The sequence below is a fragment of the Paraburkholderia metrosideri genome (assembly GCF_904848625.1).
GTDB lineage: Bacteria > Pseudomonadota > Gammaproteobacteria > Burkholderiales > Burkholderiaceae > Paraburkholderia > Paraburkholderia metrosideri.
This window is the reverse complement of the sequence record NZ_CAJHCP010000003.1, coordinates 551,207-577,584: the sequence shown is the minus strand read 5'-3', so window position 1 is coordinate 577,584 and position 26,378 is coordinate 551,207. Positions and strand designations below refer to the sequence as shown.

Below are 26,378 nucleotides of genomic sequence, written 5' to 3'. Positions count from 1 at the left end.
GCACAACTGCAAATACAAAGTACTGGTTTTCGATAATTAATAATATCTTATGCTTTCAGATTGATTTCGGTAATTGTCCATTTCTCATGCAAATTTTCTAAAGCCTTGAAATGGCTGCGAGTCCGGCCGGCCATTTGCAGAGCGTACCTTGAAAGCAAATTATACTCAATATTCGCGTTAAGCTGGATGAATCGACCTGATGCGCCGTGATTGCTGCTTTAAATACATAATATGAAGGTCACTTTCGAGTGGTCGTACAGTGTGCGCTGCCGTACGCAATAAGCGTTTCTTTTGCATTAAGATTCGCGAAATGCCGACTCATTGAGACGGAATCGTCGCCGGTTAATCGAGTGTGGCGCAGTGTCGACCGCGGATTGCGTGCGGTCACGGTATCAGGGTACTTCCGGAACTGGCGGATAAACACTTAATGTCCGCCACTATGATGCACCGCACAGAGCGAACTCTTCTCTAGCGGTAAAAAATCACCAGTTTCTCTGTTTTCCGTTGAAAGGATAATCATGATCTGCGCGAGTCCCGAGTCTGCAATACTGCGCTGGGTGCACGCTCCGAACCGACGTGTGCGTCGCATCGCGATACTGCTGTTCAACGACTGTTCGCTGCAAGGCGCTGGCGCCGTCGCAGAACTCTTTCAGGCGGCGAACGAACTGACAGCGTCCGACCCGGGCGCCGGCTTGTACGAAGTTACCTTTTTGTCGGCCAATGGCGGCACGGTGACCTCGTCGTCCGGAATGCGGGTATGGACAGACGGACTTGATGCGAGGCATGACAACGGTTTCGACGCGCTATACCTGGCAGGCGGCAAGGGTGCGCCCACCGCCGCCCGCGACGAACGACTCACCGCATGGCTGCGCCGTATCCGGCATAACACCGGCCTGATCCGTCCAATCGCGGACGGTCGGGAGTTGCTGCAGGCGGCCTACGCGTCTGATACGAAGCAATCTGATACCAGGGAAGGCGAAGCGGCTGCCCAGCAGGCGCTGGGGGTAGGACAGGCCGAGTCGGTCGACGATGCAAGCGACCGGCTCGCATCCATGCGTAGCGTACTGTCGATGATCAAACGCGATCTCGGCGTCGCGATCGCGCGTTCGGTGGCCGACCGATTGCTCGCCGATTCGTGCTTGAATCTCGCGCTGCTGTTGAGCGAAGACGGCGGCCAGAGTCCCGGCGATAAAGTGCGCGCGGCGGCTCGCTGGCTGCAGGAGAACTGCCAGCAGCCCATTTCGATAGCCGACGCGGCGCAATTCGCCACGATGAGCGAGCGCAATTTTCTGCGTCGTTTCAAGATGGAAATGGGCATTACGCCGTCGGGCTTTCTGCTGCACGAACGGCTCGCGGTGACGTGCAGCCTGTTGACCGAGTCGGAGTTGCCCGTCGACAAGATTGCCCGGCGCACCGGGATGGGCAACGGCGACCGGCTTGCAAAGGTGTTCCGCAAGCGGATGAGAATTTCTCCCACTGAGTTCAGGATTCAAAGCCGCCGCGTGGCGGACGAACAGCGGGAATAGCGTCAGCCCACGGCGCAAACCAGATGGTGTCGGGTGTTCGATTAGTGTGACTGTCGTGGATTATAAGGAATCCGAATATGTTGATTCAGGGATCGGGAAATGCTGCGTCGTCTGGACCGGACGACGCAGAAGCCGGAGCGATTGGCGCGCGTTGCACGCGCATCGTCCCGGTCATCCTGGCGGGCGGGTCGGGCACGCGGCTGTGGCCTGTGTCGCGGGAAAATTTTCCCAAGCAACTGATCGACGTGGTGGGCTCCGACTCCTTGCTGCAGGCTACCGCGCGTCGCATGGACGGCTTTTCTGCCAACTGGAACGTGGACTCCGCGCCGATCATCGTATGCGGCGAAGAACATCGCTTTGTCATTGCGGAGCAGTTGCACGAAAACGGCGTCGCCACGCGTCTGGTTGTCGAACCCGCGCGCCGCGATACGGCACCCGCTTTGACACTGGCGGCGTCGCTTGCCTGCTCGGACGGCAGCGACGCGATTCTCATCGTGATGCCGGCCGATCATTCGATCAGCGACCTCGCGGCGTTGCAAGGCGCGCTCGAATCCGCCGCGCGCTATGCGGAGCGCGGAGCGATTGCGACGCTGGGTGTGCCGCCCACGCGCGCGGACACCGGCTTCGGCTATATCTGCACCGGCGCCGCATTGGGCGACGGCGCTCATGCGATCGACGCTTTTGTCGAGAAGCCTGCAGAAGAAATCGCCGCGCAGTACCTCGCGGCCGGTACGTACTGGTGGAACAGCGGCATCTTCATCGTGCGCGCGAGCGTGTGGCTGGACACATTGAAACGTCTGCAGCCCGAGATGCGCGCAGCGTGCGAGCGCGCCTTTGAGGGCGGCAGCGTCGACGGTGCGATGTTCCGCCCGCAGCAGGATGCGTTCCTCGATGTGCTGCCGGATTCGATCGATTACGCGGTGATGGAGCATCTCACCGAAGCCGCGCGAGACAACACGGCTGCCGGCAATCCGGCGCCGATGCCGTCGGGCGTGGTCATCAGACTGGACGCCGGCTGGTCCGACCTCGGTTCGTGGGACGCTGTATGGGCCGCGATGGACAAGGACGCCAGCGGCAATGCCGGACGCGGCCGGGTCACGTTCGAAGGTGCGGTGTCGAGCTACGCGCATTCCGAGGGGCGGCTGGTCGCCTGCGTCGGCACGACCAATGTCGTGGTGGTCGAAACCGCCGACGCCGTGCTGGTGGTCGACCGCTCGCGAGTGCAGGACGTGAAGGGGCTGGTGGCGCGGATCAAGGAGCAGAAGGCTCCCGAGGCCAATGCGCACCGCAAGGTGCATCGCCCGTGGGGTTTTTACGATTCCATCGACCACGGCGAACGGTTTCAGGTCAAGCGCATCGTCGTGACGCCGGGCGCGCAACTGTCGCTGCAACTGCATCACCACCGCGCCGAGCACTGGGTCGTCGTGCGCGGCACGGCGCGCGTCACGCGCGGCGACGAACAGTTTCTGCTGAGTGAAAACGAATCGACCTACATTCCGCTCGGCATTCGCCACCGGCTCGAAAACCCCGGTAAGGTGCCGCTCGAAATTATTGAAATCCAGTCAGGTGCGTACCTAGGCGAGGACGACATCGTGAGATTCAACGACGACTACGGCCGTTGCCCGTAAGCAGTCCACCGCCATCCATTCGCGGCCAGATTTGGCAAGAACGAGGTAAGCAAAATGCGCAGGTTTCAGGATTTGCTCGCGCGAATTTTCGACGTCGCGCTGGTGTTGACGGGTGCTGCGACGGCGTCGCAGGTCCGTTTCGAATATCTCGCTCAATCGGGTTTCTATTGGGCGCTGGCGATGTTTTCCGCCGCGTTCGCACTGGCCATCTTTCCGGCGTTCGGTGTCTACGAATCGTGGCGCGGCCGCTCCAAGCTGGCGCTGGCGGGCCAGATCTCGCTCGCATGGCTGATCGTGCAGTGCTGCGCGCTGGCATTGATGTATTCGCTGCATCGCAGCGATGCCGTGTCGCGGCTGTGGTTTTCATACTGGACCGCGGCCACGGGCGGCATGTTGATAGCGTACCGGCTGATCACGCATGCGGTGCTGGCGCGCGCGCGCGGCGCCGGAATGAACCTGCATCAGGTCGCGATCGTCGGCAGCGGCTCGCAATGCGACGCCATCATTCGCCGGATCGAATCCGCGCCGACCGCGGGTTTTCGGGCGACTGCAATCTTCAACACGATGCCGGACGCGTCGTCGGTGACGAACCCGCGGGCACCGGTGTTCCACAACGTCGATGCGCTTGCCGATTACATTCGTACCAACGATGTCCACGAACTCTGGTTGATGCTTTCGCTGAGCGAGGAGCCGTTGATCTGCGCGTTGATCAGCGAGTTTCGCGACGATCTGGTGAACATCCGCTTCGTGCCCGATGTTCGCAGTCACGCGCTGTTCGAAGGCAGCGGCGTGGTGGACCTGCTGGGCGTGCCAGCGATCAATCTGGTCGCCTCGCCGCTGTCCGCGAGTTCGATGTTGAAAAAAGAGATTTTCGACCGCCTGTTCGCGGCGGCGGCGCTGATCAGCCTCACGCCGGTGTTGCTCGGTATCGCTATCGCGGTGAAGTGCTCGTCGCGCGGGCCCGTGTTGTTCAGGCAGAAGCGCAAGGGAGCGGACGGGCGGATCTTCACGATTTACAAGTTCCGTTCGATGCGTCTGCATACCGAAGCAAAAGGCACGCTCAGCCAGGCCACGCGTCACGACAAGCGCGTGACGCGAGTGGGTGCCTTCCTGCGCCGCACGAGCCTCGACGAGCTGCCGCAGTTTTTCAACGTTTTGCGTGGTGACATGTCGGTGGTCGGCCCTCGTCCACACGCACTCGAGCACGACGACCTCTATCAGAAAGTGGTCGCGGGCTATATCAATCGCTATCGAATCAAGCCGGGCATTACGGGTTGGGCGCAGATAAACGGCTTTCGGGGCGAAACCGACCGCATCGAGAAGATGGAACGTCGCGTGGAACATGACCTGTACTACCTGGGCCATTGGTCGTTCGCGCTCGATATGCGGATTATCGGCGCGACGATAGTGGCGGGACTGGCGCATCGAAACGCTTACTAGACGTAGTTAGAACACGACAGGCGCTACCTCTTCCGAGAATGGTCGCCCTGACGCACGGAGGGTAAAAATCATGAGCTCACTTGGACTACGCACGGGAAGTCTGCTTGTTTTCGCTGCTGCGACTGTGCTTTCGGGATGCGGCAGCGTTCCCGGTCAACGGATGGTCACGCCCGCCACGATTCAGGACACGGGGGGCGACTACAGCACGGAAGCCTCGCAGCAGCAGACGATCCAGATCACCGATATCAACCTCTCGCTGTTGCGCAAGATGAATGCGGATCAGGCGGCGTTGACGGTGCCCGACAACACGCTCGGCCTGTTCGGCAAGCCGACGCCGTATCAGGTCGGACCCGGCGACGTGCTGCAGATCGTCGTCTGGGATCACCCGGAACTCGCTGCCGCGCTTGGGCAGCCGACGCAAAGCACGCGTCCGTCGGATGCAACCCCCGGGTTCCTGATCGACGACGACGGCAACGTGCAGTTTCCGTACGCGGGCAGCCTGCACGTGGCGGGGCAGAACGCCACGACGATCCAGAAAGAGTTGTACAGCCGTTTGAGCAAGGTGTATCAGAAGCCCGAAGTGACGGTACGGGTGGCGTCGTTCCGCCGTTCGCAGGTGTATCTGGACGGCGAAGTGCACACGCCGGGCGCTCAGCCGGTGACCGATATCCCGATGTCGCTGATGATGGCGATCAATCAGGCGGGTGGCTTTAGCGCGACAGCGGATCGCAGCCGTGTCCAGCTGATCCGCAACGGCACCGTCTATTCGCTCAACGTGGACGATCTGGTGAAGCGCGGCCACGATCCGGCGCAAATCTATCTGAAGCCGGGCGATCTGGTGCGGGTGGCGGCGCGTGAAGACAGCGGCGTCTACGTGATGGGCGAGGTCAACAAGCCGGCGACCGTGCTCCCGTTGCGCAACGGTTCGCTAACTCTGTCGCAGGCGATTTCCGACGGCGGCAGCTTCGACTCGAATACGGCCGCGGCACGCCAGTTGTTCGTGATCCGCAATTCGACGAGCGAGACGCCGCAGATCTATCACCTCGATGCGACTTCGCCGGTGGCGATGGTGCTTGCCAATCAGTTCGAGCTTCAGCCGAAAGACATCGTGTATGTCGGCCAGGGTGGACTGGTTCGATTCAATCGTGTGTTGAACCTGCTGTTGCCGGCGATCAATGCGGCTGTGACGGGCGCCATCCTGGCGAAATAACGGCACGCGCAGCGTGAACCCATAACCGGCAGTTTTTGGCGGGTGAACAACATGGCAATCAATGTCGATAACCGCTATTCGAGTTACGCCGACGTGTCCGGACCGGACAGGCATCATCTGTCGGACTACCTTCGCACGATGGTGCGCGGTTGGCGCACCATCGTGGTGGTGACGCTGATCGCGCTCGCCGTGGGCTGCGCATATGCTTTTCTCGCGCCGCCCACCTACCGCGCGGACGTGTTGTTCCACGTCGACGACAAGATGGCCAATGCCAATGCCGGCGGCAAGGATTCGTTGCCGCAACTCACAGGCATGTCCGCCAGCAGGTCGTCGACAGCGGCGGCGAACGAGTTGTTGAAATCGCGCTCCGTCACCGAGGACGCGGTCAGAACGCTGCACCTCGATGTCACCGCGACGCCGCATTATTTCCCGCTGGTCGGCAGGATGTTTGCCGGGTTGGTGAACGGGCAATGGGGTTTCAGATTGCCCTCGTTCATCAACCTTTCCGGTTACGCATGGGGAGATCAGAGCATCGCCGTGTCGCGTTTCGACACGTCGAAGGAAATGTACGGCAGCACCTTCACGCTGGTTGCAGGTGCCGATGGCGCCTACATGCTTCGGGACCGCAACGGCGTTGCGATCCTGTCGGGCCGGGTCGGCGAATTAGTCGAAACCGATACCGCCGATGGGCCGATCGCACTGCGTGTCGACAAGCTGACCGGCGCGCCCGGTTCGCGTTTCGAATTGTCGCGCGCGTCGACGCTCACGACGGTCGACCGTTTGCAGAAAGCGCTGGTGATTCAGGAGACCTCGCCGCAGTCCGGCGTGATCCGCGCGAGTCTGGAGGGCACCGACAGCGCGCTGACCGCGGCGGTCGTCAACAACATCGCGCGCGACTTCGCGCGTCAGGACATGGACAGCCGCGCGATCGCCAGCGAGCAGATGCTGGCCTACCTCAATCAGCAACTTCCCGGCGTGCGCAAGGATCTCGCCGAAGCGGAGCAGCGCTACAACAAGTTTCGCAACGCTCACGGCGCGGTCGATCTGGGTGAGGAAAGCCGCCTGCTGCTGCAACAGACCGTCGATAACAAGACGAAGCTGGTCGACCTTCAGCAGCAACGCGCGCAACTGTCGCAGCGCTTTACGCCGAGTCATCCGATGGTGGCCGCGCTCGACGCGCAGATCGCCGCGTTGCAGGGCGCGCAGAACGACATGAACCGCAGCGTTGCGGTCATGCCGGACACCGAGCAGGCGGCGGTGCAATTGCTGCGCGACGTGCAGGTCAACACTGACCTGTACAAGAACCTACTGAGCAATGCTCAGCAGTTGCGCATGGCAAAGGCGGGCGAGGTCGCGGCGGTGCGAGTGGTGGATTTCGCCGAAGCGCCGGACGACCCCGTGCGGCCGAAACGCATGCTGGTGATTCTTGGCGCGCTCGGCGGCGGCCTCGCGCTCGGCATCCTGCTGACTTTCATCAAGCGCGCGATGTTCGGTGGAGTCGAGCGGTCGGACGAACTCGAAGGCATGCTTGGCTTGCCGGTATTCGCGGTCGTGCCGCGCAGCCAGACCCAGTTGCGGCTCCAGGAAAAGGTTGAAATGCGCCGCCGCGGGCTACATGTGCTCGCGCAGCAGGCGCCGCAGGACATCGCGGTGGAAGGCGTGCGCAATCTGCGTACTTCGCTGCAACTCTCGCTCGAATACGCGACCAACAACGTCGTGATGATCACCGGTTCGCGGCCCGACGCCGGCAAGTCGTTCCTGTCGGTCAACCTGTCGACGCTGGTTGCGTCGACGAACAAAAGAGTGCTGATTATCGACGGCGACATGCGTCGAGGCGACGTGCATTCGCATTTCGGTATCCCGCATCAGCCGGGCCTGTCCGATGTGCTGGTCGGCGGCGAGCTTTACTCGATGATTCAGCGCGACGTGCTGCCGGGTCTGGACGTGCTCGCCAAGGGTTCGTTGCCGACCAATCCGGCCGAACTGCTGATGAGCAAACGCTTCGAAATGTTGCTTGACGAACTGAAGCCGCAGTACGACCTGGTTATTGTCGATACGCCACCGGTGCTGGCAGTGACCGATTCGACGGTGATCGGGAAATATGCGGGCACCACGCTGCTGGTGGTGCGCCACGGCCGCCAACCGCTTCACGAGATTGTCGAGACGGCGAAACGGTTGCGCAATGGCGGGGTGGCGATGCGCGGCGTGCTGCTGACCGATGTACCGCAGGAGGCGGCATTCCTCGGTTCGGGGTACCAGGGCGGCTACTACGGCTACGACAGCATTGCCGGTTGAAGACACGGACTCGCAGCACACGGGACGGCGCGTCACCGCGGCCGTTCACGCATTGAGCCTGGCATTGAAACGGTGTCAGGGTTTGGGGTTCGCATAAAGCGTCGGAAAAATCTAATCTGGAGAAGGTTCCATGAAACGCAAGGTTGCGCTGATCACCGGCATCACTGGACAGGACGGCTCGTACCTGGCTGAGTTGCTGCTCGCGAAGGACTACATCGTCCACGGCATCAAACGCAGGGTGTCCCTGTTCAACACGGATCGGATCGATCATCTCTACCGCGATCCGCACGAACCGGAACAGCGGCTCTTTCTGCATCACGCCGATCTGACCGACTCGACCAGCTTGCTGCGTGTGATCCAGCGCGTCGAGCCCGACGAAATCTACAACCTCGCGGCGCAAAGCCACGTTGCGGTGTCGTTCGAGGAGCCGGAATACACCGCTAACGCGGACGGCCTCGGCACGTTGCGCATCCTCGAGGCGATCAGAATTCTCGGCATGCAGGAGAAGACCCGCTTTTACCAGGCGTCTACATCGGAACTGTATGGGCTCGTGCAGCAGATGCCGCAGACCGAAACCACACCGTTCTATCCGCGCAGCCCGTATGCCGTTGCCAAACTGTTCGCGTACTGGACGACCGTCAACTATCGCGAGGCATACGGATTTTTCGCGTGCAACGGGATTCTGTTCAATCACGAATCGCCGGTGCGCGGCGAGACCTTCGTGACGCGCAAGATCACGCGCGCGATTGCGCGCATCGCGGTGGGCACGCAGAAGATGCTGTATCTCGGCAATCTGTCGGCGTTGCGCGACTGGGGCCACGCCCGCGATTACGTGGAAATGCAATGGCTCATGCTGCAACAGGAACTGCCCGAAGATTATGTGATCGCGACCGGCGTCCAGTACAGCGTGCGTCACTTCGTTCAGTCCGCGGCCGCTGAATTGGGCATTACCGTGCGCTTCGAAGGCACCGGCGTGGATGAAGTCGGCATCGTCGAAAAAGTGGAAGGACGCGAGATCAAGGTGTCGCCGGGCGACGTGATCCTGCGGGTCGATCCGCGCTATTTCCGTCCGGCCGAGGTCGAAACGCTGCTGGGCGATCCGTCGAAGGCGCATGCGAAACTGGGCTGGAAGCCGACCACCTCGTTCCCGCAACTGGTCAAGGAAATGGTGCGCTCGGATTACCAGATCGCACGCCGCGACGCTCTCGTCACGCTGGCAGGTTTTACTGCGCTGGAGCACCACGAGTAGCGGTAATGCATGCGGCGGGGCTCGTCGAGTACGAGTCTCCGCCGTGGAATTGCGGCCCGCAATTTCGTTGCGGGCTGTCGTGGCATGCCTGAATGCGCTCCGGGCTCGACCCTCTGCGCTCAGGCGGCGTTCAAGCACTTGTCCCGAACGAGGGGCTCGACGCGGTGCGGCCTGTCCTCGTATCTCCTTTCCCCAATCTGTTGTTCTGGTCATCGCGCTGAAACGGCCGTGAGCGTAGGGCCGCTTCGACGTCCCTGTGGCCGCGAATGTCGCGGCCGCCGCTGTGTGCGATTGCGCGGCGGGCAAGCCGCAGCATTCCGGCGTGTCAATGCAGCCCCGCGAGCGTTGCGGGGCGAAGGGCATCGCATGCCCTTCGGGGCCGGACTGGTTGCCTTTCGGCGAAACGTCGGTGATCAGTGATGCGCCATCAGGTAGCCCACATCGGGCGATGGCTCGGCGACGGTGTCTGTGGCGGCGGTGTCGGCGGGAGGCTCGATCCGGAGTTCTGTTGTGCGCGTTGCCCGCGTCGCGAGACGCTGCGCCTCCTTGCTGCTCGAATCGATTTGCAGCGCGATGCCCGCATTGTGCGACGTGCACGCCCAGTGTCCGATGTCACCGCAGCTGCGCGCAAGGCCGAGCAGTGCATCGCGCTGCTGCTCGAGTGTCCGCACCGTGGAGCGCAGGCGCAGCGCGTCGCGGTTGTCGGGTTGAGCGGCAAGCGCTGCAGCAAGGCGGGCTTTCGTCGCCGACAGATTGTTCGCTTTCAGACTGACGCGTGCCGCTTTCAGATACCTGGACGAATCGTCGCGCTGTTTATCCGCCGCGCTGATTGTCCGATCGGCGGCGGCGCGGTTGATGTCCGGCGTTGCCAGTCGGACGCGGCGCTGGTCGGTGGGCGATGCAACCGCAGGTCTCCCTGGCGACGATCTGACCGGCGCCGGGCGTTGCGCGGCGACGGCGGCCTGTTGCTGCGCGACGACGCCTGGTTGCGACTTCGACGCCGACGTGTCGGCGCGCGCTTTATCTGCGGCGCTCAATGCCAGATTGGGGGTAGCGCGTTTCATATCCGTCAGGGCCAATGCGACGTGCTGCTGTTCGGCTGGCGATGCCGGTAGTGTTGTTGCTGTTGCTGTTGCTGTCGATAGGGAGGTGACCGGTGCGGGATGTTGCGCAAGGACGGCAACATGTTGCTGGGTGACGGCGCGCGGTTGCGGCTCTTGCTTCAACGTATCGGCGGGGGCTTTATCCGCTGCGCTCGAGGCCAGAGCGGCGGCAGTGCGCTGGGTATCCGAAGTTGTCGCCGGTGCGACGCGCTGCCGCCCGGACGGGGATGCGAGCGGTGCCACCGCTGATGAGGACAGCGCCGATGCCGGATGTAGCTGCGCAACGACGGCAGGCTGCTGGTGTTCGACTGCGCGCGGTTGCGGCGCTGGCTTCAACGTGTCGGCGGGTGCTTTATCCGCTGCGCTAGGTGCCAGAGCGGCGGCGGTGCGCTGGGTATCCGACGTTGTCGCCGATGCGACGCGTTGCTGCCCGGATGGAGACGCGAACGGTGCCACCGCTGACGAGGACAGCGCCGATGCCGGATGTAGCTGCGCAACGACGACAGGCTGCCGGTGCTCGACGGCGCGCGGTTGCGGCGCTGGCTTCAACGTATCGGCGCGTGCTTTATCCGCTGCGCCCGGTGCCAGAGCGGCGGCAGTGCGCTGGGTATCCGACGTTGTCGCCGATGCGGCGCGCTGCTGCCCGGATGGGGACGTGCGCAATGGCGCATTGAGCGGAGGCCGGACCGACGCGAGGTGTTGCGCGGCCCCCCCCGGTCGCTCCTGTGCTCCAGCGCCGCCAGGTTGCTCGGCAACGGCAACGGACGGCTTGCCGATCTGGGCAAACAGCTGGCTGATGCTCGCTACCTGTGTCCCCAGACGCAAATCATCACTGTAGGTGAAGCCTAGATACACGGCAGAGCTCACCGCCAGAACCGAAGCAGCCAGCACGACAGGCCTGCGTAGCCGCCGATTTGCTCTCGCGACCAGTTCGGCTTCGTCGATCGATTCGTACGGATAGACAAGCTCGCCCGGCGAAGCGCGCGAGAATCCGCGCGCCGGCCGTGTGGCACGAAACGTCGGCGGCGAACTTTGCTGCGAGGTTTGCGAAGCCGGCAGTGGGCCCGCCTGCGCGCCAAATCCTTCTATCGCGAGCGAATGGCACGAAAGGCAAGGCGAGAAGCGGCCGACGAGAGGCGCACCGCAGTGGCCGCAACGCCGGGGATCTTGCTGACTGGAAATCAGGTAATTGGACATGGCCGCTCGCTAACGGACGTCGAATGCGACGCATCGGTCAAAAAAGCAGGTGAGCGCAACAAGACTCGCAAGCCTAGCTACTGCGCGACGACGTAACCCTTCGCCTGCATGCATGCGCCGTAGGCGGCCCAGTAGCGCGTCATGGGCGGCTCGGGAGCCGGCAGCGGCGGCAGCGCTACGCTGGATGCCGCGTTCGGATTCGACGAACCGGCCACCGCATCCGACGCGCCAAGGTCCGCGCTGGTCCCCGAGGACGCCAGAGCAGCCATTGCGCTGGAGATGGCGGCAGCGGTGCCCGCCGATCTCACGGCCGACGCTCCTTCTGTCGCGGCGGTCGCAGCAGTGGTCGCCGCCGGTGCACTTGCGCCGCCAGGCTCGGTCGCGGCGGCCGGCATGCTCGCGCCCGCCGGCGCCGCCGAGAAGGTGCTCGACGGCAACGGCGGCCGCGACGGGACCCCTGTCGACGAGGTTTTGGGCGGAGGCGCTTTGCGCGGTGGAATCTGCGATTCCCGGGTGATATCGACCTTGGTCTTGTTCGCCTCCGCGTAACACAATGCAGTGTCGACGCTGCGCTGATAAGGGCTCTGACTCCGGACCGGATAGGTCAGCGGCTGCCATGCAAAGGCAGTGCTGCTAACCACCATTAGCGTCAGCACGGTATATGTTTTAAATTCCATCGCAGTGGCTCCCGCAGCGATGTTTTCGCCCTTCACGGGCATTGGCGCTTCGCGGTGTTTTTTGCTGAGTGCCCCGAGCGCACCGTTAAACGGCGGCGCTTTTTCCGCGAAGGCTCCTCGCTTTAGCGTAACACCGGGCTTCGCCGGGGTAATGTGCCGGATAGCGGGCGAAAACGCCATCCTCCAGTCAAATCAGGACAAACGCGTGCAAACTGGCGGAAAACGACGTGAACGACAGATGAGTTTGTAAGGGCCGTCGGGAGCAGTCGAGGCAGTCTGGTGGCGATCATGAAAAACAGGCCGTACTGTTATAGAGCGATTTTCGCGGTGACGTCCGCGCTGTTTCTGTCGACGATGCTGCCTGTGACGGGCGCGTCGGGCGATGAGGCTGTCGACGCCAAAGTGGAAACCGCAGGTGAGCGTGCTCACTTCGCCCAGGTGTTCTGCCAGGTGCCGCCCGAACGCGTGGCCGCTTACAAGACGCGGCTCAGAAACCGGCTGCCCGACGCCGACGATTTCGATCTTGGTGAGATCTTCGCGCCTTCACCTCGAGAGTTGCCCTGCGACCCGCCTCTCCGGTGGTATTCTTCTTAAGTCCCTTCCGGCAAGGGGCCGCTGCAGTAGTGATCACCGTAGTGTACGGGCGCGCACTTGCGTAGTGTGATCATCTTGTTGTGAAGATAGACGGCAAGTGGCTTGTCGAGTAACAATCAACGCGCTGTAACCCGGTTCGCGGAGCACGGACTTGCCAAAGCCATCGCGGCATTTGCTAGGTCCGCACGTAACGGTGCGTCGACGTACAGAATGTCGGCGAACGGATCGCTATTCTCCAAGTACCCTTAGGGACGAACACGTAACGGCAATGAAAACGATTCTGATCGTAGCTGGCGATACGGCGTCCGTGGCGGCATGGAACGCCGTTCTTCGCCACGATGGCTGTCGGGTCGTCAGTGTCCGAAATGGACTTGAAGGGCTCGTCTTCGCGAGAAAAGAGAACCCAGCGCTTATAGTTGCCGACTGGTTAATGCCCTTGATGGACGGAGTTGAATTTTGCCTGCACCTCAAGTCGAAGCCTGCGCTCGCGCGAATTCCTCTCATCCTTACCGGGGACGAATACCTCGATCTAGGCGAACGGTTGATCTGGGATGAGTTCTGGCCTAAGCCCGTCTCTATTGAGAAGCTCCGGGCGTCAGTGCAGCGCCTCTTAAACGTTTGCGGAGCGGACTGATGTATCAGGAAGTCGCGACATTTTGTATGCGGCGAATTCCCGGCGAGTCCGCGAGCGGCGTCTCCACTGCGCGGCTCGTCTGCAGACTTCGCTGACCGCTGTGCCGATCGTATGCCAGCTCGTTTTGGAATTAACAGCTTTACTCAAACCGTTTAGTCTGACTGAAGCGGCCTTGCCCTTGTGAGGGAGTGCCCGCTCGGCTTGCCGGAATTGGGCCTCGCAATGCGTCCAGCGCTTCGTTGCGGACGCTCCGCACTTAAGAGATCCCCGAACCCGCCCCCGAACTCTCCGCGAGGTAGCAGGGGGCTCAGCTGAACGTTCGATTCGGGTGCGCGCCGCGGCGCAGCAGAGACCGCGGAAGCTGCAAGAGTGTACGCGCGAGCAAGAAATGATCCAACGCGATCCGACCATCAATCCGCACGATCGAGGCTCTATGTCAAAGGCAAAATCAAGTTTTGTAAGGGGAGACGACGGGGCTGGAAGAGCCCGAAAGCATAATTGCGTTCTCCAGCGCTATCTCAGTGGGTTCACTCGCAACCACGATAAAAACTCGCAGCTGTATGTAGTCGACTCGGCGGTCGCACATGCGTTTGTCACGACGCCGGTAAGTGTGGCCGCAGAACGCGAATTCAGCCCGATCGAGATCGATACAGATGGTCCCGCCTCGATCCAGCTGAGCTATGGGCAGTTTGAGTTGGAACTGGCCTCAGCGGTGACCCGTATCAACAGCAAGGGCGACTTTTCCAGCGACGCCGACCGCGCGCTCATTCTCAAACTGATCGCGCAGTTGGCCATGCTCAGTCCAGACTGCATGGAAGGGGCGCGCCGGTACAACGGGGAGACCACGGGAAGTCTGAGCGAGTTTGCAATCGCGAATCGGGAGGGCTGGGAATCACAGAAGCAGACGGTCGCCCAGCCCGGTACCAAAGGCGTGGTGGACCTCACTCGGGAAAAGCTCAGGACCCTCGGCGGTCGAAACGACGAGACCATCGCCGCACTCACCACCGAGCACCATGAGCAAGATTTGCTGGCGATGACGACCATCTACAACCTGCTACATCGCCGGAGTTGGATAGTGGCTAGGGCCACATCCAGCTCCGGCGGGTTCATCACTTCCGATCGTCCCGTCACGCTGTCGTGGGACGACGTGGAAAGGGAAGCCGGACCCGACGTACCCGGTCTCGGACTTCAAGGTACGTCAGTTTTTTTTCCGCTTACGAAGGACCTGGTCATGCGGGGGCGGTTCGATGGCCGCGTCGGAACCCTCGAGCTACCCATCACTACGGTCGCCGGTATCAACTCGCGTACAATTTTCTATGCCGATCACCAAATCTACGCTGAGACCGACAGATTCCGGTTCCTGGACGAACATCTCTTGATGCGCTACGGCCAGGAATTGCTGCCCGCATTGCAGCGGTCATGAAACCAGTGCGCGTGGATCGTGTCGCGCGCAGTTGTAAATTGATACAAAGGGGATGCGGACATTTTCCTGGACTGATTTACGTCGTTAGCCCGAGGCTTTCACGGTACTCGATGGGACTGAGATAGCCAAGCGAGCCCTTGATCCGTTTCTCGTTGTACCAGAGAACGTAGGCGTTCAGTACCTCAACGAACTCCGCGATGGTCGTCGAACGCCAGTCCCCTGGATAGAACATCTCGGTCTTCAGCCTGCCGAAGAATCCCTCACAGGCCGCGTTGTCCGGGGAACAGGCTTTACGCGACATGGACCGGACCAGATTAGCCTTTGCAACCCGCGATAGCCAGCCCGGCCAACGGTAATGGCCACCTCGATCCGAATGTACGATCGGCGTCTCATCGTTTTCGGTCACGGTCTCGATGGCCGCATCCAGCATGGTATTTACGAGCTCTGCATCGGGGCTTGTGCCAATCGTCCAGCTCACTACCATGCCATCGAAGCAGTCGATCATGGGCGACAGATATACCTTTCCCGCAGGAATCTGGAACTCGGAGATATCCGTTACCCACTTTTCATTGGGGGCCTCAGCGTGGAAATCGTGATTGATGATGTTATCTGGGGCAGGGCTGATTTCTCCGATATAAGAACGATATCGGCGACGCCTGGGCCTTGCTGCGTGAAGGCCGCCGTGTTTCATGAGGCGACGCACGACTTTCTCCGATAGAAACACCCGTTGCCGGCTGAGCGCTGCCTGCACCCGACGATAGCCGTAGGATCGGTGATTGTCCTCGAAGATCTCAGCAACGGTACAACGGACCTCCGCATATTTGTCGGCAACCTGTATGGACGACCGATGGTAGAAATAGGAGCTGCGCGCCAGGTCCAACCGCGCAAGCATCTCAGCCAAACCGTATTCTTTTCTCAGGGCGTCAACCAGCGTTGTCTTCTCCCGGTTGCTCAGGAGTGGCAGGTCGACGCCCAGGTCTTTTTTTACGAGTTCATTCGCCTTCTTCAACAGGTCGTGTTCAAGCTGCAGATTGCGGATGTCGCGCCGGAGCTCTTCGACCTGCCGCTCCAGTTTGTCCCGATCCGTCTCTGCGGATGATCTCTTGTCGCGCTTCATGGATGCAGGGGCCTCTCGCCCGAGTAACTGGTTCTTCCAGTTGTACAGCGTCACCCTGTCGACGTCCAGCTTTCGCGCCACCGCCTCCGCACTTCCTTGCCGTGTGCACAGTTCGTACACTGCGGCTTGCCTGGATGCCAATGACGCGGCCGGTCGACCTCGCTTGCCAACCACGTATGTCCTGGCTTCAGGATAGCGCTCGCGAACCCACGCCGTCAGTATCTGGCGACAGGGATAGCCTAATGCCCGGAGGGTGAAGCTGAAGCACCGCCCGTGATTGACGTAATGCTCGAGTGCCAGGTTCTTCTGTTCCTCTGAGTACTTCGGCTTTCCGCGAACATACTCTTTCTGCAGATCGCCGCTCTTCTCGAATTCCTCACACCACGCCTTGAGAGAATTCTTCGTCGGGTAACCCAACTGGCGGATTGTTGCCTTGACGCGTTCCCCGAGCTTCAGGTACAGCTGGACCGCCCGAACGCGGTCTTCGTATGAATACATGGACTACCTCCAAAGTAGTCCATGATTTTGTCCGCATCCCCGGTGGGTTAAGACTGCGTGAAAATCAACAACCACTACGGCACGCCGCACTACACGGCCGTTAAAACCATTCTGCAAAAGGGATTGGATCAGCTGACGCTGTTAAACGCCTTTGATGCGCTGGCGAGCACCTACACCGAAGGCGGCCGTTTCTGCCGCAACACACAAACCATTCTCCAATAAGGCCGGCAATGCATCCCATTCCTGAATTGACTCCACTGCTTAAGCAGTTGCGCTTGTCCGGCATCCTCGATTCGCTGGAAGCGCGAAACCGCGAGGCCATCGATCGCAAGCTCGCCTTCACCGAATTCCTTTCGCTGCTCATTCACGACGAAGTAGCCCGGCGCGATAACAAGAAGCTCAGCCTGCGCATGCGACGCGCCAACTTCCGTAGCCAGAAGACGCTCGAAGGATTCGACTTCGACAGGCTACCAGGGCTGAATCGATCCGCTATCCATGATCTCGCCACCTGCCGATTTATTGACGAGAAGGTGGCGGTCCTGATTGCCGGGCCTTGCGGAACGGGGAAAAGCCATCTTGCGCAAGCCCTCGGACACGCTGCAGCTCGGCAAGGACACGATGTGCTGTTCTCAACACAAAGCCAATTATTAGCAAGCCTGCGCAGCGCGGCAGCCGTGGGCACTTACGACCGTCGTTTCCAGTATCTCGCCAAGCTTCCACTTCTGATCATTGACGACTTTGGCCTTAAGCCACTGCGTTCGCCAGACGATGAAGACTTCCACGACCTGATCGCCGAGCGTTATGAGCGCGCAGCAACGATTTTAACGTCGAATTTGGACTTCCCGGAATGGGGGGAAGCATGCCCAGGTAACAAGATGATCGGCGCTGCAACCCTCGACCGCTTGCGTCATGGCGCTCACAAAATCGTCCTCGACGGCGAGAGCTATCGCGGACTAAAACCGGGCGTCGAAACATTCAGAACCGAGCTTGCAAAAGGAGGCAAAATCAAGCAACCTTGATCCCCGTTCGAGCCATCGAATTGCTCGTTTCCAGTGGCGTCATTACGGCGAAAATGCCCGGCTCCATTACGCCGAAAGGTGACAGACGGCGAGGCCCGGCAACAGCGCCGACCCGAGCATCCCCCCTGCGCTCCGGAACAGTAACGCGATAGTGACCGCCCAGACAGCTGTCGAAAGGGTCGTGTGGCCGCTGATTACACGAAATCCGATGGAGGGGATCGCGACTCCGCATCCTGCGTACAGTACCCCCGGCTCAAAATTCAATCGGCGCGGACAGACAGTACCTCAAACACTTTCGGTTATTCGAAGTAAAACGTTTGCCCGGTAAAAGTTGCGGACCATACGTGCGCGACCGCACATTGGAAGAGATTGTTCGCTACGCGTTCGTTGTTGAAAAAGGGGGCACGGGCTACCCTTGTAGCCACATTGAATTATTCGTCTCCGTTTCATAATTTAAATTATAAATCGGAGTGCGAATTACTAAAACCACGGTTGGTAACCTATTCGGCGCCCTGCCGCGGGTGACGCGCGGCGGATCTGCCGCGCCTCCGCAAGCGCATCAGTTCAAATGCATTGATAAGTTCATACTGAAAGAAGGGAACATGGAGAACGGATATGAAAGGTCGCTGGTAAAACGGGTGGTCGACCGCCTGGGCAAAGGAATTGTTGTCGGCGATTACGAAGATAATCTGCTTCCGCCTCAAATCGTCCTATCAAAAAAATATGGCGTGAGCTTGACGATAATGCGCGAAGCGTTAAGTATTTTAACTTCCAGGCGAATACTTGACGTCAAACAGAAGACGGGAACCCGCGTCAAGCCGGTTCACGACTGGGTTATTTTCGACGATGTGGTGGCAGAATGGCGTGCAAATGCTAATTATGATCCTGAATTTCTGCGGAACCTGATCGAACTCCGCACGTTTGTGGATCCGCGGTCCGCGTTTCTAGCGGCAACTCGCGCAAATCGGCAGCACCGTCTCGCAATTGCAGCGTGCTATCAAAATCTCGTTCATGCAGGCTCAAGTGCTAGCCTTCAGGCGTTGGCAGAGGACGAACTGCGTAACGCGATCGTCGAAGCGAGTTGCGACGCACTGCTGAAGCAGATGGGCAGGGCTGTCCAGATTGGCTTGAGATCGATGAAGCCGGATGTACGCGAACCTATCTTCGTTGCCGAGTCGCTGTCTGCGCATTACGGGAAGATTATCGGTGCGATCGAAAATCACGACGCAAACGGCGCGAAGGTCGCAATGACTCAGCTGCTTACGAATGCGACGACCGTTCCGCCTTGAGCGTCCGAAGCCGCAGGTGTGTTGCGTGACGGCACTGGCTTAGAGCCAGCCGCTCCCGCCTACTCCATGAGTATTTGAATCTGTGCGGTGCTACGACCTGATTCAAATGCTCGCACAGGCATGCTCGGTGTCGATCACCGCCAGACCCTCGGCTCTGGCGGCAGAGGTACGGTCGTCTCGAGCTTTGAACCGCACATGCAACGTCTGACCTCAACGATGAACGAGCGCAACATAAGAGTGGGACTTCTCTTGGACGACACAACGGTGCCCGTCTGGATCGAGGAAATGATCAAGTTGATCGCTGCACAGCAAGGGATCGAGGTCGTTCTGACCGTCAAGTACAGTCTTCGATCACCGTCCCCTCAGTCGATCAAAGCTGCACACGTGCCTTGGAGCCTGTCAATATGGATGGCGCTCGACAAACGACTGATGAAAGTCCGCCATGATGCTTTCAGAATGGTTGACCTTTCGCCGACGCTATCAAAAGTACCCATGTTGAACGTCGACGTTGAGCGCAAGCAGCATGGCGATGTGTTCGGACCCGGTGATGTCGCGCGCATCGCGGACTATGGAGTCACTGTATTGCTGAGTTTCGGTCCATTGCGCCCCTATGGCGACATATTCGAAGCGTCCGCTTGTGGAATCTGGTCCCACGTGCACGGTGAAGACTCATCCGAGCGCACGGGTCCAGTCGGCGCCTGGGATATCTTGCTGAATCGTGCCGCGACCTCGACTGCCTTGCAGTTTCAATTGCGAGGAGACCAGTGTAGCCATTTGCTGCAACGCTCATGGTCAAGGACCTATCCGTTCTCCATTCATCGGAACCGCAGCCTGTGTTACTGGAAGACAGTGTCGTTCGCCTCGCTAAGATTGCGTGAGCTCCAGCGGATCGGAGAGAAACACTTCAACGAGAAGTACGCAGGCTCGAGCGCCTCTTCTGCGTCGCACCACGGGAAGAAGATCCATAGAGCGACGAATGTAACGTGTTTGTGGCTAATCCATTGTTTGCTGCTGCGATCTATTGCAAAGAAGCTTCGCGACCTGCGCGCTATCGAGCAATGGATGCTGCTCTATCAGATCAACGACGAAAAGGACCTGCCGCGGCAGATCCACACGTTCCAGTATCTGGTGCCCCCAAAGGATCGATTCTGGGCTGACCCTTTCGTAGTCGAACGAGGCGGTCAGTACGTAGCGTTCATCGAAGAACTCGAATACGCGAGGAAAAAAGGACACATATCTGTCATTTACTTCGACTTGAATGAACAGCCGGTGCTACCTCCAACGAAAGTGCTCGAGCGTCCCTATCACCTGTCCTATCCATTCATGCTTGAGGATAACGGCGAGTTGTACATGATTCCGGAGACGCACGAGAATCGCACGATCGAACTTTATCGATGCGTCAATTTTCCGGATCAATGGGAGCATGTGATGAATCTGATGAATGATGTCATGGCGGTGGACACAACGATCTGGCATCACGCTGGCAAGTACTGGCTGTTCGCCGGAATGCATCAGAATGAGCATGCATCTTCTTCGGAGGAGTTATTTCTTTTCTGGGCCGACACGCTGGTGACGGATGAATGGCATCCACATCCGAGCAATCCGATCGTTTCCGATGCCAGATGCGCGCGTCCGGCAGGAGCGATTTTTTACCATGACGGGCACTGGTACCGACCAGCGCAAGACTGTACAGGCAACTACGGACGTGCATTGTCGTTCCAGCGAATCGACGTAATCGACGAGACGTCGTACAAGGAAACTGCGGTGAGTCGGATCGATGCGGACTGGGACGACTCCATCGAGCGCGTGCATACTTTCAATCGGCGCGGACGCCTGACATTTATCGATGGGATGAAGACGCGGGCCTAGCGCTCAGTTTTGCTGGTTCGCTCAAGAACGGTTCGTCGTTTTGTGAAACCGGCTGCGGAGGAAAGCGGCACACAACAATGCTTTCTGTGTCGGTCTGTAGTTCAGGATGATGCAATGGCCTTCTGTCGCAGTTTCCCCAACCTCTCAATGTCTTGCGGCGACGCCACAGACGCCGGTTGGAATCCCCCACGGCATGCGCGTGCCGCCGTCTGCTTCGCAACACTCCACTCACGAAGACATCGCGTCTCAATGTCGGGGATGTTCCACGACGACTGAGGTCGTACGAACAGGCATTATCCAATTTGGTATCCTAAACGTAACGATCGAAGAATAAAACCATAAGTAGATGATGACGAAGGTCACGATCACGCCAGCAAGCACGACAGGTGAACTGGAAAAGAACGTTGACGGAACGATGCTAATCAGGCTCAATGCCCACAAATACACCGATGTCATCGAGTTTCGCCGCGTACATTGGCGCAGGTTCCGGGAATCCGGATTTTTTCTGACGACGCGGCGATAAATGAGCGTATGCAGATGCAATCCGTCCGGAGCTCCTGCCGGCCGGCCTCGAATTACCTTTCGGCGATAGATGGAGAAGAGCGTTTCGAACGTAGGATAGATCGAAACGGCTATCGGATACCACGCGGAGACGCCGGGATGCCGAACCACTAGCAGAACCATGAGCTCGGCCGCGATGAATCCAGTCAGGTAGGCGCCCCCGTCACCAAGAAACACGGACGGCGCCGGAAAATTCCACGGCACGAAGCCGCTGATCGCTCCAAGCATTGTCAATGCCACGCTCAAGACCAGGTGGTCACCCACGTCCTGAGCGACATAGCCGATCGAAGCAAAGATCAACATGGCAACGACAGATGCGAGTCCGTTGAAGCCGTCGATGATATTGATCGCGTTCGTGAACCCCGAGACACCGAACACCGTAAAGGCAACAGCGAAAGGCGTAAATCGCATCCATTTATCGAGGTAAGGCAGGTCGATGCGTGTGAGCACGGCTTGTAGCGTGATGCATGCTGCGAACGCCGAGGCGAGTGCGCAGAGCAGTCGCACACGAGGACTCACCCGTTTTGTCAGGTCCTCCGCAACTCCGGACGTGAATGCCGGCACAGCACATAGCAGGAGTATCAGATTTGGAGCGTTCGACCCAGTCGACCAGATCGGTTGCGCGACAGATGTCACGACGGCCGCGCACGCTATGCCGATTCCCCCGATTCTCGGTACTGCATATGCGTGGTTTTTCTGAATACCATGCAGGTCGTGGTCCATTGAAAGCGATCCATGCATGCTCGCACTGTGCACGATGATGTACAGAACCAGAAACGACCCGATGAAGCCGACTGCGAAATCGAGCATCTCTTTTACTCCAGAGTTGACGTCTGACGTTTAGAGAGATTTCGTCATAGAGGCTGAGGCGAAAGTACTGAGCTAACGGAGCGCTACGATCTCGCATCTCGCACTCTCGTTGTGTGCGGTTCCGCACATAGAGCAGGCAAGATGGAGCAATTGACCCATAAATAAGCGTTTTAACTAATGCGGCACGTCGAACAAATCGAATCCGGTAGATCGAAGTGAGCCGGTTTTTTTAGAAAGATATGAAGGTCAAATGAATAGACGGTAAATGGTTGGTGTACGTTTTGGAAACTGATATCAAGGTGGAAGTCGATGATATGTCTTATCAAAATAGATTTAAGTAGAACCACCGATGGGGCAGGTATCTGATCGCCCAATATGATCAAGTCTTGTCCGATCTGGAGAGACGCGGCTCTAGTGTGCCGCAAGGTTGAGGCTGCCGCGACGATGTGGTCAGGGTAACCTGTTGACCTATCGATGTCTGTCTTCTCCGTCGGGAACCGAAATGCGAACGAATAGACTCGGAATGACCGTAAGGATGGCGCCCTGAACATGGCCGCGTCGTTCAGTTACTGACGCCCTTTCGTGCCGCGCTGTCGCACCACACTTTCTGGTGCCGGGCGGCGATGGTCCTATGGATCAAGTACGAGTATTTCGTTGGAGATCACGTGAGCAAGCTCAAGGTGGTGCTGTTCGCGAACACTGACTGGTACCTATACAACTTCAGGATCTCACTTGCCCGAAAGCTCCGCGATGAGGGCTTCGAGGTCATTCTTCTTTCACCCGACGGCGAATACGGCCCTCGCCTAAGGGAATTGGGCTTTAGGTGGCATTGTGTGCCGATGAACCGGCGTAGTCTTAATCCGTTTATGGAAGTGAGTTTGATCCTATGGCTGGCTCAATTCCTCAAGCGTGAGGCACCGCAAATCGTCCATGGCTTCACTATAAAGAGCGCGGTATATGGCGCGCTGGCGGGAAAGCTTGCGGGCGTGCCCGCCAGAGTTTGTGCAGTCGCTGGATTGGGCTATGTCTTCATCAGTCGCGACATGAAGGCGCGTTTGTTAAGACCACTCGTGCGCCGGGCGTTGCGCGCGGCTATGGGCGGGCAGGGCAGTGCATTGATCCTGCAGAATCCAGACGATGTCGCCGTGTTCAAGTCGGCACACCTGGTCGATGAAAGAGCCATCCGGCTGATTAAGGGATCGGGCGTCGACGTGACCCGTTTCACTATTCGGTCTTATATCGAAGGTCAAGATCGGAGGCCTTTACGGGTGCTGCTAGCCGCCAGGCTGCTCTGGGATAAAGGCGTCGGTGAATATGTGCGTGCGGCGCGCACGCTCAGCGGTGAACACCGCAACGTGCAGTTTCTTCTTGCCGGTCTGCCTGACGACGGTAACCCGGCAGCGGTGAGTCTGCAACAGGTTAACAGCTGGGTTGAGGAAGGCATAGTGCAATGGCTGGGTCACGTCAGCGATATGCCGCGGCTGCTGTCCGATGTGGATGTGATGGCTTTGCCTAGTTATCGCGAGGGTCTCCCGAAAGCGTTGATCGAAGCGGCCGCGTGCGGGTTGGCGCTGATTACCACCGATGCGCCGGGGTGCCGTGAAGTCGTCAGTCGAAGTGGGGAGGACGGCATTTCGATTCCCGTTCGCGATAGCGAAGCCCTCGCGAACGCCGTTCGACTGCTGGACGATGATCGCGCGCTGGTACGAAAACTCGGACTCGCGGCTCGACAGAAGGCAATGCAGCAATTCGACGAACGCATCGTGATAGAAAAAACTCTGGAGGTTTATCGTGAGTTGCTACCAGTGCTAGGGCAGGACGTCGGTCCGCTGGAGGACCTGCCATTAGCCGAGCCGCAGGGTCTCAAGGCAGATTGACGCATGAGTTCATCCGTCGCGAAACCCATGCAGCATAAGAAAAGACGGGCTCGGCTTCCACAAACTTAAAGCACAAGCAAGAACGGTCGCGCCATGAAACGCACCCCACAGACTATAGCCAGCTACGCGTCTGACGGTTACGAACTTAGGTCGATCGTCGCGACATTGATCAATCGTCGCGTGATGATCTTGAGCACGGCCCTTGTTTTTGTCCTGTTGGGCACCGCCTATGCGTTTTTCAGTGCGCCAATTTATCAGGCGGGAATTCTGATCAGGGTCGAGGACAGCAACGAACCCGCATCGGCGACCTCGAAGGACGTTCTGCGTAATGCGTCGCCAACGTTCGACGTGAAGTCTTCGGCGGAAGGAGAAATGCAGATTCTCGGATCGAAGTTGATCGTTTCGAGGGCAGTCGATGCACTGAAGCTGTATATCACCGCAACACCGCGTTACTTCCCGATCATCGGGAGCTGGATAGCGCGCCATAGCGACATATTGCGCAGGCCAGGCTTATACGGCATGGCTGGCTTCGCATGGGGCGGGGAATCCATCAAGGTCGCAAATTTCGAGGTTCCCGAACGAGCGGAAGGGCGTTCCTATAGGTTGATTGCGCAAGCGGGTGGGCGCTATCAACTCACCGGGCCCGGTCTACAACGACCAGTGATCGGACGAGTCGGCGTAAGCGAACGTTTTTTGACGAACGATGGGTTCGTGACTCTGCTTGTCGAGCAAATGATTGGAGAGAGCGACGTTGCATTCGATCTCACGCGTCATTCTCGGCAGATAACGATCGATGATTTGCGGAAGACATTGCGTATCTCCGAGTCCGGCGTCAAATCGAATGTTCTAGGCGCTACCTTGCAAGGCACGGATCCGGTCCGGCTAAGCGCGACGATCAATCAGATCGGCAATGAATACGTTCGGCAAAATGCGGACCGCAAGGCGGTCATCGCGGAAAAGACCCTGACGTTTTTGCAGGCGCAGTTACCCGCCATGAAGGCGCAGGTGCAAGACGCCGAAGAAAAGTACAACGCTTATCGCAATACTCACGTGCTCATTGATCCGAGCGAGGAAGGTCGCCAATTGCTGCGTCAAAGTGCTGACGCGGCAGCGCAGATCGTCGAGTTGAAGCGACGTCGCGAGGAACTCGCGAGCCGCTTTTCATATCCGCATCCGAGTGTGGTCGCAAGCGATCAGCAGATCGCCTCGACTGAGCAATACCTGGATGACGTCAATGCTCGTATGAAAGCATTGCCACTGACCGAACAGGGCGCGCTGCGTCTGCAGCGCGATTTGCAGGTCAGCACGGAACTGTACTCGGCGATGCTGAATAACATAGAGCAATTGCAGATCATCAGAGCGGGGAAGGTCGGATCCGTGTTGCTGATCGACAGCGCCGACGTGCCCGAACTTCCCGTCAAGCCGATCAAGTCGCTGGTACTGCTAGTGTCGGCATTGGTGGGGCTCGCATTGGGTAGCGCGGTCGCGCTCGCGCGTGACCTGATGTTCCGCGGCGTGACCGACCCGCAAGAGCTCGAAGCTGTCACTGGCTTAAGTGTTTTTGCAACGATTCCGCAAAGTCAGCGGCAGGTCGAAATGACGAAGAAAGCCCCCGCGGGCTCACGGGTGGGACTTTTGCTTGCCGCCCTCTATCCAGAGGATCCCGCAGTGGAAGGCCTGCGCATGCTGCGCTCGGCGCTGCAGTTTGCGATGTCTGGCGCGCGCAACAACGTAATTTTGCTCGCTGGTCCGCTGCCTGGCATCGGCAAGTCGTTCACGTCAGCGAATCTTGCCGCGGTTCTCGCGGCTGGCGGCAAGCGCGTGCTGCTCGTGGATGGTGATCTGCGACGCGGGCAATTGAACGAGTACTTCAGTCTCGCAAGGACGGAAGGCCTGAAGGAGGCGCTCGACGGCTCGGCTGCACTCGACGCAGTGATTCAGAAAGACGTCTTGCCGAATCTCGACTTCATCGAGACCGGCGAGTATCCGTCGGACCCCGCGGAGCTGCTGTTGCGCAGCGGGGTTTCCGAAGTCATACAGGAGGTCGCGCGCCGTTACGACATCGTGCTGCTCGACGCGCCCGCGATCCTCGTCGTGTCAGACACGGGGACCATGGCACCAGCCGCAGGGCTGATCTTCCTGATGGCGCGTTTCGGGGAAACGCGGATGAAAGAGATCGTCGAATCGTCGAAGCGACTCGCGCAAACCGGAGCAAGGGTCAACGGTCTGCTGCTCAATGGTTTCAAGGGCCCCGGCGGCAGCTACGGCGATGCAAAAGTTTACGGCGGCCAGGCATATGTAGCGCATCGCTACGAAGCAACCGGGAAGCGATCAGGTACGACATAGGGATACGGCACGCGGA

Annotated in this window: 19 protein-coding genes; 15 read left to right on the top strand and 4 right to left on the bottom strand. The window is 59.2% G+C overall.

Annotated features, from left to right (window positions below; genetic code table 11):
- Positions 1-518 precede the first annotated feature (518 nt).
- The 6 genes from LMG28727_RS08320 to gmd all read left to right on the top strand — a co-directional run bounded on the left by LMG28727_RS08320 (position 519) and on the right by gmd (position 9,348).
- Positions 519-1,526, top strand: a complete 1,008-nt coding sequence (locus tag LMG28727_RS08320) for a GlxA family transcriptional regulator (RefSeq protein ID WP_201641810.1) — start codon at positions 519-521, stop codon at positions 1,524-1,526.
- Between the two features lie 77 nt (positions 1,527-1,603).
- Positions 1,604-3,154: a mannose-1-phosphate guanylyltransferase/mannose-6-phosphate isomerase gene (locus tag LMG28727_RS08315; protein WP_201641809.1), complete on the top strand. Its 1,551-nt coding sequence runs from the start codon at positions 1,604-1,606 to the stop codon at positions 3,152-3,154.
- Positions 3,155-3,208: 54 nt separating this feature from the next.
- Positions 3,209-4,594, top strand: coding sequence for an undecaprenyl-phosphate glucose phosphotransferase (locus tag LMG28727_RS08310; RefSeq protein ID WP_201641808.1), 1,386 nt, complete (start codon positions 3,209-3,211; stop codon positions 4,592-4,594).
- A 70-nt stretch (positions 4,595-4,664) separates the two neighbouring features.
- Positions 4,665-5,804 (top strand): polysaccharide biosynthesis/export family protein, encoded by a 1,140-nt coding sequence (locus LMG28727_RS08305; RefSeq protein ID WP_201641807.1) that lies wholly within the window; start codon positions 4,665-4,667, stop codon positions 5,802-5,804.
- 51 nt (positions 5,805-5,855) lie between these two features.
- The gene (locus LMG28727_RS08300; protein ID WP_201641806.1) at positions 5,856-8,099 is read left to right on the top strand and encodes a polysaccharide biosynthesis tyrosine autokinase; all 2,244 of its coding nucleotides are present in this window, start codon (positions 5,856-5,858) and stop codon (positions 8,097-8,099) included.
- 130 nt (positions 8,100-8,229) lie between these two features.
- Positions 8,230-9,348, top strand: a complete 1,119-nt coding sequence (gene gmd, locus LMG28727_RS08295; RefSeq protein WP_201641805.1) for a GDP-mannose 4,6-dehydratase — start codon at positions 8,230-8,232, stop codon at positions 9,346-9,348.
- A gap of 413 nt (positions 9,349-9,761) precedes the next feature.
- Here the strand turns inward: gmd and LMG28727_RS08290 are convergent, their stop codons facing one another.
- Both LMG28727_RS08290 and LMG28727_RS08285 read right to left on the bottom strand, forming a co-directional pair.
- Positions 9,762-11,648, bottom strand: coding sequence for a hypothetical protein (locus tag LMG28727_RS08290; RefSeq protein ID WP_201641804.1), 1,887 nt, complete (start codon positions 11,646-11,648; stop codon positions 9,762-9,764).
- A 77-nt stretch (positions 11,649-11,725) separates the two neighbouring features.
- Positions 11,726-12,325: a hypothetical protein gene (locus LMG28727_RS08285; RefSeq protein WP_201641803.1), complete on the bottom strand. Its 600-nt coding sequence runs from the start codon at positions 12,323-12,325 to the stop codon at positions 11,726-11,728.
- Between the two features lie 279 nt (positions 12,326-12,604).
- Between LMG28727_RS08285 and LMG28727_RS08280 the strand changes: the two genes are divergently transcribed.
- The 3 genes from LMG28727_RS08280 (at position 12,605) to LMG28727_RS08270 (ending at position 14,976) form a co-directional block, all read left to right on the top strand.
- The gene (locus LMG28727_RS08280; RefSeq protein ID WP_201641802.1) at positions 12,605-12,919 is read left to right on the top strand and encodes a hypothetical protein; all 315 of its coding nucleotides are present in this window, start codon (positions 12,605-12,607) and stop codon (positions 12,917-12,919) included.
- A 268-nt stretch (positions 12,920-13,187) separates the two neighbouring features.
- Positions 13,188-13,553, top strand: a complete 366-nt coding sequence (locus LMG28727_RS08275) for a response regulator (RefSeq protein WP_201641801.1) — start codon at positions 13,188-13,190, stop codon at positions 13,551-13,553.
- 388 nt (positions 13,554-13,941) lie between these two features.
- On the top strand, positions 13,942-14,976 hold the full coding sequence (locus tag LMG28727_RS08270; protein ID WP_201641800.1) for a DUF4238 domain-containing protein: 1,035 nt from the start codon (positions 13,942-13,944) through the stop codon (positions 14,974-14,976).
- A gap of 76 nt (positions 14,977-15,052) precedes the next feature.
- Here the strand turns inward: LMG28727_RS08270 and LMG28727_RS08265 are convergent, their stop codons facing one another.
- The gene (locus tag LMG28727_RS08265; protein WP_201641799.1) at positions 15,053-16,591 is read right to left on the bottom strand and encodes an IS3 family transposase; all 1,539 of its coding nucleotides are present in this window, start codon (positions 16,589-16,591) and stop codon (positions 15,053-15,055) included.
- 57 nt (positions 16,592-16,648) lie between these two features.
- On the opposite strand from LMG28727_RS08265, the gene LMG28727_RS08260 reads away from it, so the two are divergent.
- The 4 genes from LMG28727_RS08260 (at position 16,649) to LMG28727_RS08245 (ending at position 20,768) form a co-directional block, all read left to right on the top strand.
- Positions 16,649-16,813, top strand: a complete 165-nt coding sequence (locus tag LMG28727_RS08260) for a hypothetical protein (RefSeq protein WP_201641908.1) — start codon at positions 16,649-16,651, stop codon at positions 16,811-16,813.
- A gap of 8 nt (positions 16,814-16,821) precedes the next feature.
- Positions 16,822-17,610, top strand: a complete 789-nt coding sequence (istB, locus tag LMG28727_RS08255) for an IS21-like element helper ATPase IstB (protein ID WP_201641798.1) — start codon at positions 16,822-16,824, stop codon at positions 17,608-17,610.
- 602 nt (positions 17,611-18,212) lie between these two features.
- Complete coding sequence (locus tag LMG28727_RS08250) at positions 18,213-18,899, top strand: FadR/GntR family transcriptional regulator (RefSeq protein WP_201641797.1); 687 nt, start codon at positions 18,213-18,215, stop codon at positions 18,897-18,899.
- 120 nt (positions 18,900-19,019) lie between these two features.
- Positions 19,020-20,768 carry a glucosamine inositolphosphorylceramide transferase family protein gene (locus LMG28727_RS08245; protein WP_201641796.1) on the top strand — a complete coding sequence of 583 codons (1,749 nt, stop codon included), beginning with the start codon at positions 19,020-19,022 and terminating at the stop codon, positions 20,766-20,768.
- A 246-nt stretch (positions 20,769-21,014) separates the two neighbouring features.
- Here LMG28727_RS08245 and LMG28727_RS08240 read toward each other — a convergent pair whose 3' ends face one another.
- On the bottom strand, positions 21,015-22,139 hold the full coding sequence (locus LMG28727_RS08240) for an MraY family glycosyltransferase (RefSeq protein WP_201641795.1): 1,125 nt from the start codon (positions 22,137-22,139) through the stop codon (positions 21,015-21,017).
- Positions 22,140-22,804: 665 nt separating this feature from the next.
- On the opposite strand from LMG28727_RS08240, the gene LMG28727_RS08235 reads away from it, so the two are divergent.
- Together LMG28727_RS08235 and LMG28727_RS08230 are read left to right on the top strand one after the other, a co-directional pair.
- Positions 22,805-24,016, top strand: a complete 1,212-nt coding sequence (locus tag LMG28727_RS08235; RefSeq protein WP_201641794.1) for a glycosyltransferase family 4 protein — start codon at positions 22,805-22,807, stop codon at positions 24,014-24,016.
- A 93-nt stretch (positions 24,017-24,109) separates the two neighbouring features.
- Positions 24,110-26,362 (top strand): polysaccharide biosynthesis tyrosine autokinase, encoded by a 2,253-nt coding sequence (locus tag LMG28727_RS08230; protein ID WP_201641793.1) that lies wholly within the window; start codon positions 24,110-24,112, stop codon positions 26,360-26,362.
- Positions 26,363-26,378: the final 16 nt, after the last annotated feature.

Coding starts and splice junctions, on each gene's coding strand:
- gmd (WP_201641805.1), top strand. CDS start 8,230: ATGAAACGCAAGGTTGCGCTGATCACCGGCATCACTGGACAGGACGGC.
- LMG28727_RS08245 (WP_201641796.1), top strand. CDS start 19,020: ATGCTCGGTGTCGATCACCGCCAGACCCTCGGCTCTGGCGGCAGAGGT.
- LMG28727_RS08275 (WP_201641801.1), top strand. CDS start 13,188: ATGAAAACGATTCTGATCGTAGCTGGCGATACGGCGTCCGTGGCGGCA.
- LMG28727_RS08300 (WP_201641806.1), top strand. CDS start 5,856: ATGGCAATCAATGTCGATAACCGCTATTCGAGTTACGCCGACGTGTCC.
- LMG28727_RS08305 (WP_201641807.1), top strand. CDS start 4,665: ATGAGCTCACTTGGACTACGCACGGGAAGTCTGCTTGTTTTCGCTGCT.
- LMG28727_RS08270 (WP_201641800.1), top strand. CDS start 13,942: ATGATCCAACGCGATCCGACCATCAATCCGCACGATCGAGGCTCTATG.
- LMG28727_RS08240 (WP_201641795.1), bottom strand. CDS start 22,139: ATGCTCGATTTCGCAGTCGGCTTCATCGGGTCGTTTCTGGTTCTGTAC.
- LMG28727_RS08310 (WP_201641808.1), top strand. CDS start 3,209: ATGCGCAGGTTTCAGGATTTGCTCGCGCGAATTTTCGACGTCGCGCTG.
- LMG28727_RS08320 (WP_201641810.1), top strand. CDS start 519: ATGATCTGCGCGAGTCCCGAGTCTGCAATACTGCGCTGGGTGCACGCT.
- istB (WP_201641798.1), top strand. CDS start 16,822: ATGCATCCCATTCCTGAATTGACTCCACTGCTTAAGCAGTTGCGCTTG.
- LMG28727_RS08265 (WP_201641799.1), bottom strand. CDS start 16,591: ATGTATTCATACGAAGACCGCGTTCGGGCGGTCCAGCTGTACCTGAAG.
- LMG28727_RS08285 (WP_201641803.1), bottom strand. CDS start 12,325: ATGGAATTTAAAACATATACCGTGCTGACGCTAATGGTGGTTAGCAGC.
- LMG28727_RS08250 (WP_201641797.1), top strand. CDS start 18,213: ATGGAGAACGGATATGAAAGGTCGCTGGTAAAACGGGTGGTCGACCGC.
- LMG28727_RS08315 (WP_201641809.1), top strand. CDS start 1,604: ATGTTGATTCAGGGATCGGGAAATGCTGCGTCGTCTGGACCGGACGAC.
- LMG28727_RS08230 (WP_201641793.1), top strand. CDS start 24,110: ATGAAACGCACCCCACAGACTATAGCCAGCTACGCGTCTGACGGTTAC.
- LMG28727_RS08290 (WP_201641804.1), bottom strand. CDS start 11,648: ATGTCCAATTACCTGATTTCCAGTCAGCAAGATCCCCGGCGTTGCGGC.